The organism is Salinivibrio costicola subsp. alcaliphilus (genome assembly GCF_001996185.1).
Taxonomy (GTDB): domain Bacteria; phylum Pseudomonadota; class Gammaproteobacteria; order Enterobacterales; family Vibrionaceae; genus Salinivibrio; species Salinivibrio costicola.
The window spans coordinates 1-7356 of sequence record NZ_MUFR01000068.1 but is presented as its reverse complement, the minus strand read 5'-3'; the positions used below and the strand labels follow the sequence as shown (position 1 = coordinate 7356).

Annotated in this window: 9 protein-coding genes; 3 read left to right on the top strand and 6 right to left on the bottom strand. The window is 49.7% G+C overall.

Annotated elements, in window-relative coordinates:
• The coding region (gene tnpA / locus BZJ21_RS14745; protein WP_394329766.1) for an IS66 family insertion sequence element accessory protein TnpA at nucleotides 1-188 on the bottom strand (188 nt) is incomplete at its 3' end.
• Between the two features lie 184 nt (nucleotides 189-372).
• The gene (locus tag BZJ21_RS14740) at nucleotides 373-1314 is read right to left on the bottom strand and encodes a Gfo/Idh/MocA family protein (RefSeq protein ID WP_077661028.1); all 942 of its coding nucleotides are present in this window, start codon (nucleotides 1312-1314) and stop codon (nucleotides 373-375) included.
• Between BZJ21_RS14740 and BZJ21_RS14735 the strand changes: the two genes are divergently transcribed.
• A complete protein-coding gene (locus tag BZJ21_RS14735; RefSeq protein ID WP_236719582.1) occupies nucleotides 1313-1780 on the top strand; it encodes a DUF3392 domain-containing protein in 468 nt (155 codons plus the stop codon). The two genes, BZJ21_RS14740 and BZJ21_RS14735, sit on opposite strands and share 2 nt — an antisense overlap.
• A 140-nt stretch (nucleotides 1781-1920) precedes the next feature.
• On the top strand, nucleotides 1921-3192 hold the full coding sequence (locus BZJ21_RS14730; protein ID WP_077661027.1) for a DASH family cryptochrome: 1272 nt from the start codon (nucleotides 1921-1923) through the stop codon (nucleotides 3190-3192).
• Nucleotides 3193-3286: 94 nt separating this feature from the next.
• Here the strand turns inward: BZJ21_RS14730 and BZJ21_RS14725 are convergent, their stop codons facing one another.
• From BZJ21_RS14725 to BZJ21_RS14715, 3 genes are all read right to left on the bottom strand, one after another.
• Complete coding sequence (locus tag BZJ21_RS14725) at nucleotides 3287-3934, bottom strand: esterase/lipase family protein (protein ID WP_021024516.1); 648 nt, start codon at nucleotides 3932-3934, stop codon at nucleotides 3287-3289.
• Between the two features lie 80 nt (nucleotides 3935-4014).
• Nucleotides 4015-5331 (bottom strand): YjiH family protein, encoded by a 1317-nt coding sequence (locus BZJ21_RS14720; protein WP_077670191.1) that lies wholly within the window; start codon nucleotides 5329-5331, stop codon nucleotides 4015-4017.
• 401 nt (nucleotides 5332-5732) lie between these two features.
• The gene (locus BZJ21_RS14715) at nucleotides 5733-6575 is read right to left on the bottom strand and encodes a hypothetical protein (RefSeq protein ID WP_077661024.1); all 843 of its coding nucleotides are present in this window, start codon (nucleotides 6573-6575) and stop codon (nucleotides 5733-5735) included.
• A 202-nt stretch (nucleotides 6576-6777) separates the two neighbouring features.
• On the opposite strand from BZJ21_RS14715, the gene BZJ21_RS14710 reads away from it, so the two are divergent.
• Nucleotides 6778-7113: an HI1450 family dsDNA-mimic protein gene (locus tag BZJ21_RS14710; RefSeq protein WP_077670190.1), complete on the top strand. Its 336-nt coding sequence runs from the start codon at nucleotides 6778-6780 to the stop codon at nucleotides 7111-7113.
• A 38-nt stretch (nucleotides 7114-7151) separates the two neighbouring features.
• Here the strand turns inward: BZJ21_RS14710 and BZJ21_RS14705 are convergent.
• The coding region (locus tag BZJ21_RS14705; RefSeq protein WP_101494604.1) for a PAAR domain-containing protein at nucleotides 7152-7356 on the bottom strand (205 nt) is incomplete at its 5' end.

Genomic DNA, 7356 nt, shown 5'->3' with positions numbered 1-7356 from the left:
GAAGACATTGACACGGGAACAATGACGCTCTCGGGCTCGGTGGATGATGTTGTGAGCTTTTTCTGCCAGTAATAGAACTGCGACTGGGCAATTTGGTGCTGTTCGCACCAGGCGGCGATGGTGAGTTGGCTGTCTTTTTGATGCTGCAGGCGCTCCTGCCAGAGTGTCATCTTGTCTTCGCGTGTCATGATATCGCTCCGATAGTGAAGGAGCTATATCAATATCAGGTCATCGTGGTTATGTGAATGTGGGGAGAAATGGCCGCTTACCCTTAAATGTGCGTGCATTGTTAATGCCCTATTTAACCGGCGAGCCACAGACTGAGACAGCGCAAGTTTAATCCCGCTGCGCGCCGGGAACGGTATGTTCGGTTTAGTCACTATCGCGCAATGCGTCGCAGTACACCACAAGATCGTCGGCGGTCCAATGGGTTGAGACGTTACGCTGAGTCAGTGAGGTTTCAACCCAGCCTGCGCTGACCACCTCAAACCAGTGAGTTAGCATTGCCTCAAATCCTTTGCTCGCCTGCATACCGGTCCAATCTGGGAGGCTAAGTTGAGTGATTACGTTGTCTTGCATGCGTTCGCCTCGGGTAAAGCCATCAAAGAAATAGCACTCATTACGATACGCAGCGGCAATGGTTTCTTTGGTGGCACCGTATTGGCGATTCATGCTGGCTTCAAACAAGCTATTATCACGGTGCCAGCGCACATCTAATCGGCCGAGTAACCCTTCACCAAATTGCGCGAACACGTCTAAATCATCAATACTCATGTCGCCATGTACATTAATACTGTCGAGCGGATGAATAAAGTCATCAAAAATAAAGCGGCGTGGTGCATCAGGCAGCGCATGGCGGTGTTTTTCCCAGCGCAACGATAACAACGGTGTACCTAACTCATCTTCCGGACGCTGATCGTTCAGGTGGGTGTTTAACAGTGGCAAATAACGGCGATTAAACCCGACAAACAACGGCGTTTGGTGTTGCTCAGCCAGGTTAAATAAGGTTTCAACGTCTGCGCCTGAAGGGGCAACGGGCTTATCAACAAATACCGGCACGCCAGCTTCGAGGCAGGGACGAATCAAGGCCGCATGCGAGTCGGTCGCGCTATGGATCATCACCCCATCCACACCAAGCGCCAAGCATTCATGGATGTCGGTGGCCGTGTTCGTCACCCGATATTGATATGCGAGCGCAGCCAACTTTTGGCTATCACGGCTACACAAGACCCAATCTAATCCTGGCCAGTTGGCCAATAAGGGTAGATACGCTTTCTGGGCAATGTCGCCAAGCCCGATCGATGCGATCTTCATGCTTTCTCCTTACGTCGTGCGCGCCAGCTGTAGCCCAACCGGATGCGGCCCAACCGAGTGCGGCCTCAGTCAGCGCTGGAAGTCGCCAGCAGAAATCAGTAACCTAGCCGCATTCTACACAGTGTTTATCATTATGAATATTTTAATCTCTTGGCTCTCTCAGGCCGGTGCGTGGTTAACGCCTTGGCTAAATGATATTGCGATGGCTATTGTCGCGTCGCTTTTGGTGGTGTTTGGTAATGACATTAACCGTACCCTACGCCGTTTATTAACCGGACACCATTTTATTGTTCGTACTCTGGTATTTGTGGCAATCAATGCTTTTGGTTACGGCGCTTTCATTATAGCGGTGTCGCCGTGGCTTGCGGGTAAAATGCGTGGATGGCCTGATCATTGGCTGTTTGCCGGCTTAGTGGCGACCTTTATCTTTATCGGGATGTGGGCGCAGCGTCAGCGCCAAATCTAACCGCCCGATAGCCCAGCCCCCTTCCCTGTGATGCCCAATCATCCACTTTATCGTATGGCTGTTTAATTACTAAGCAGCCATACTGTGTAAGCAATCCGATACTGGTATCACAGCGTATTGGTGACAAAAAGGAGATTTGTATGCAACGTGGACTCATGTGGTTTCGCCACGACCTTCGAATACACGACAATCCTGCGCTCGCTAATTTGGCCTCAAGCTGTGACACGCTGACCTGTGTGTTTGTGATTGATCCGAGCTGGTCACGTGCAGATCATTTTCAAAGCAAGCATTTGGGCCCTCAGCGCGAGACATTTTTGTGGCAAAGCTTAACGGAGCTGCACCGTGCCTTAGATGCCATGGGGCAAAAGCTGATTATTCGTACGGGCAACCCGCTGGAAGTGGTGGCGAACCTTTGTATGGATCATGAGTTTGATCTGATTGGCGTCACCGACCACCCTGGTACGCGTGAGCGCCACCAGGTAGACACTTTAGTCAGCCGCTTTCCGCAGCGGGTGGTGGTGTCCGATGCGCATACGCTGTTTACACAACACCAGTTGCCGTTTGATTTACCTGATATCCCGCCAACGTTTACGCAGTTTCGTAAAGCGGTCGAAAAGAAAGGGATCCAACCGCGATTACCCTTGCCGGTGCCTGAGTCATTACCGGCGCCCTTGGCTGGCATGACATCTGAGCCGGCACCACTGTCCGACCGTCGGATTTCCCCGTATCAAGGCGGTGAAATTGCCGGCCGCGCCCAATTGAATCATTTCTTATGGGATACGCACCGGGTCCAGCGTTATAAGGAAACGCGTAATGGTCTTGATGGGTGGGCGTTTTCTTCGCGTTTATCGGCTTGGCTGGCCAACGGTTGCTTGTCGGTACGTTGGGCGGCCGCGGAGTTAAACCGCTATGAGCGCAATGTCGAGCAGAATGAATCGACCTATTGGTTGTATTTTGAGTTGTTATGGCGCGAATATTTTCAGTGGATGCTGTATCACTACGGTGCGCGCTTTTTCCGCTTTAAAGGTATCGCCAATAAACGTCCTCTAACCACGTTTTATGCTGAAGCCTTTATGGCATGGCGCGAAGGCAGTACCGATTTCCCGATTGTGAATGCCGCCATGCGTCAGTTAAAACACACTGGGTGGATCTCTAACCGTAGTCGCCAGTTAGTCGCCAGCTGTTTAATTCACGAGCTTGGGATCGATTGGCGTTATGGCGCGGCGTATTTTGAGCAGCAGCTGATTGATTTTGATGTGGCGGCCAACTATGGCAATTGGCAATATTTGGCGGGTGTAGGGGCTGATCCCCGCGGCAGCCGCCGATTTAATCTCGACAAGCAAGCCGCGCAATACGATCCTGATGGCAGCTTTGTCGCCAAATGGCTAACCAATGAAGAGCCCTTATATTGATGGTGAGGATAATCCGATACTACCCCTTTATTTATCAAGTTACCCATTTATCTACCAAGTTACCCATTTATTTACCTAGTAAAGCGTCGTTCGCTTAGTCTCTCGGCTCGCCGGCTTTTTCGCAGGCGGGTCGGTAGCTATCAATAATCGCGCTCACTTTATCGCTCACCCGGCGTGAGAATAGTAAGGCAATGTGGGTAACCGGGTACACATCGTGGCTAGTCATGCCTTCGATTTTTGTTTCTTCAACCAACACGGTGCCATCACAGACTTGTTTTTTTAACAGCATAGCCGCGGGGCCGAAGGGACAATCTCCGGCGAGGCTGTGCAACGGTGGCAAGTCGACCCAAGGGGTAACGGTATCTGGGATCAACAGGTGCTCACTACGTTGAAATAACCAGCCACCCCACCCAAGGTCACCAAATAAACGAGCAAGTTGAGCACCTTGGTGCGGAGTCCCTAAGGTGATCACCGCACGAACGTTTATCGTGCCAGACGAGAGGCGCTCGGTTTGGCGCTCAAGGTAGCGTCGAATAATCAGCCCACCCATTGAGTGACCAATAAGAATGGCGGGCGCTTGGCCAATAAACGCATCAATTTTAGCGTTTATCTCATCGAAGTCTGGGTTCAAGGTGTTATACGAAAGATTCAGCACCTGATGGCCCTGTTTTTCCAGCCGCTCACACAGGGGGATCAAAAAGATGCCGTGCATGTATAAGCCGTGCAATGTCACAATTTTCATCCCATCTCCCTTTTTAAAAAAAACGCCTCACCCTTCATCGAGTGAGACGTCATTGTGTTTTACTCGCGCTCTATCATCCGTTAGAAAATCAAATGGGCGATACCTGCAACAACGGGAAGCGTCACCAGGGTACGCAAAATAAAGATCACAAACAGCTCCCACAGTTTTACTGGAATCTTACTGCCGAGCAAGAGTGCACCTACTTCGGAGATATAAATCAGCTGAGTGACCGACACGGTGGCAATCACAAAGCGGGTCATTTCGCTTTCAATGTCTGCCGCTAGAATGGCCGGGATAAACATATCAGCAAAGCCGATCACCATGGTCTCGGACGCCTTCACCGCATCAGGAATGTGCAGCAATTCAAGCAGTGGTACAAAGGGTGCGCCGAGAATACTAAAGACGTCGGTATATTCTGCGACCATCAGTGCCGCGGTTCCGATTGCCATCACCACAGGCAAGACACCGAGTACCATGTCGACAGCGTTTTGGGCGCCCTCTTTGAGGACGCTGTTCACCGAGCGGATTTTCTCGGCACGGTTGAGGGCACAATGCAGGCCATAGCTTAACGTAGAATACCCTTCTGGTAATGTTTCCTCGTCACCTTGTCGCTCTGAGTTATCGATTAACGCATCTTTTTTCCAGCATAAAGGAGGCAAACGTGGCACCACTATTGCCGCCGCAATCCCGGCTAAACATACAGTGAGATAGAACCAGGTAAACATATGCATCAAATTAACTTGTGCAATCACCACCAAGCTAAAACTGATCGATACCGCTGAGAAGGTGGTGCCGACAACCGCCGCTTCTCGCTGGGTGTAAAAGCCCTGCTCATACTGTTTGCTGGTCATCAAAATGCCGACACTACCGTCGCCTAACCAAGACGCCGCACAATCAACGGCCGAGCGCCCCGGCAAACCAAACAGTGGGCGCATGACTTTGGTGAACACCGCGCCCAATAACTCCAATAAACCAAAGCTGGTTAGCAGTGGTAACAATAAACCGGCAAAAATGAATACCGAAAGCAAGGTAGGCAGCAATTCATTAAGCACAAACGCCCCGGTGGTTTCGCCCATGATCACTGGCGTACCGATCCCATAAAACGCCATGATGACAAAAACAGCGCCAAATATACGAGTTGCCAACCAAATGGGGGTTACGTTGAATAAGCCATTAAGGAAGCCATGACGTGTGATCACGGCAGGTTTGGCCAAGGTAACCAATACTGAAACAACGGCACTCAACACCACTAAGGCAGTGACGACCGCGGTTGCACTATTACCTAACAAGTCCAACACAGTGCTGGCCATCACCGCAATAGGGATAGTGACACTGTCGCCGAAAGTAATGGGTGTCATGAAAAACAGCAACCCAAGCAGCGATGGGATCGCGAACATCAGAATATTTCTCGTCGAAGGTGCCTTCTTGGAGAGTGTGTCAGTTTTTTGCATACGTCTGAATCCTGAATTTTTATTTATCTCACAGCGAAAACCAACCACTTTGGCGATTAATTATTCACTCACTGTGACTGACTGGCATGCAGATTATCGAATCACACATAGGATGTAAATAACTATTTAGTCATAAATACTGAATAAATACATCGTAAAAGTCGATTCGCCATGCCATTTTCTGGTTTCATAGTTCAACAAACTCTCTTTTGTGAAAAGTTTGTTACACCGTTTTATTGACCAAGATCAGATTCTGTTACTCATTTGTAGGGTATGAGGTGGGTTAGCTCACAGAATAAGCCCAAATATAATCAACCGATAAGGCGCAAACTTGCCTTCAATGCCTGTTAACCAATTTTAAAGTCAATACGGGCATATTCTTTGATCAACCAATCACCAAAGTCATTGAGGAGGGTCATAACAGCACGTTTTTTTACAGGTTTGCGTTCTAGTAGTATAAAAAGTCGCTCAATTGCGGTTTTCTGAGCAGGATAATGTTTGATAAATGCGTCGGCACACTCTTCTAATGACTCACTCCAACGTGCTTCTTTATGCATAACTAACCCAAATGCGGCGCGTATTAAGGTATCGGCGATCGATTGTGCGACGTTGAGCTGGGTATTCCAAGTTGTCGCGGCGGTCACCTTTTGCTTGGCGCGCGCAAGCTTTTCCGATACGTCTGGATTCATGGCTTTTGCCACTTCCCAACTGGCTTCGAACAAGCCAAAACTAAGAGAGAGATCTTGTCCATACAGGCAAATCGCTCTGTGCTTAAAAAAGAAGCCCCAATGGAAGACTTGCGACAGATCGCTAACGTGTGACACTGTCACTATATCGATATGGCAATCACTGATCACTTTGCTATGGCTGGTTTTCAATCGCCACAACAAGGTATTTAACGCATTAGATTGATCAAGCGTTAACGCCTGTTGGCACACAACGGTCAGTGATAACACCGTTTCTTTGACGACCGCACGGCGCCAGACAATATCGCCACTGATATACACACCGTGAAGCCGCTTGCCAAGCAGAGCACGCAGCTGTTTCACCGCTTTGATCATCACGGGAATAAATTCAGATTGGAATGGCGCGCGCCGATCGGGCTCGGGTAAATACGCGGTTCGAGATTGCAACTGAGTCACGACTTTTACACACGGTTGAACAGGCGCGCTATTGTTGGTCATCTGCATTAACAAATCAACGCTCTAACAACGGTTCTGCTTCAATTTTAGTCAGTCTCTGTGATAATCACCAGAGTGGTTCTCTGTGCATGGTTTAGGGGGTGCCATACGAATCTCTAGAGCCATGCCCCTCTCTTGGCGTTTTTGATCGCTGAGATGCCACCTTGCGCATGTTATAGTGCGACCATACACACCCCAACGAGAGATAATTATGACGCAACACAACCTGCTTAACTTAGAGGATATAATCGAGATCGCGTTTGATATTTTTGCCGAAATGGCCCCCGACAACTTGGAGCATGACGATTTGCTGCTTTTTGAATCTCGGTTTGAAGACGAAGGCGGTGCGATTGTGGTCGAAGTTAATAGTGATTGGCCTGAACACGTGGGCGCTGATATAGATTTATCTCAGTGTGCAGAAGTGCAAATTGGACTGGCCGGCGACGAAGTGCTTAAACCTGTATTCGCGCGCATGCTGATTAGCCGCGATATCGATAATAAATTCTGCCATATGCTGTGGAACCGAAACGGAAAGCAGTTGCATTAATGTCCGTGTGAGCTGACACGAGCATACCCTGATTCTATTTAGCCAATAATGACATCCCCGGAGCCTGACACCAGTACGCCACCACAGTTGAGCGCATCGCCAATGCGGGCGGCGGGTTTACCATCAATCATCACCCCAGTTGCGCCCGCGGCAATCTGGCGACCATGAAAGCCATGTGGGGTTTTCGGGCAGGGGCAACCGTGTGGGGCGGCGGTATCCCCCACTCTTGCCGCCGGCTTGCCA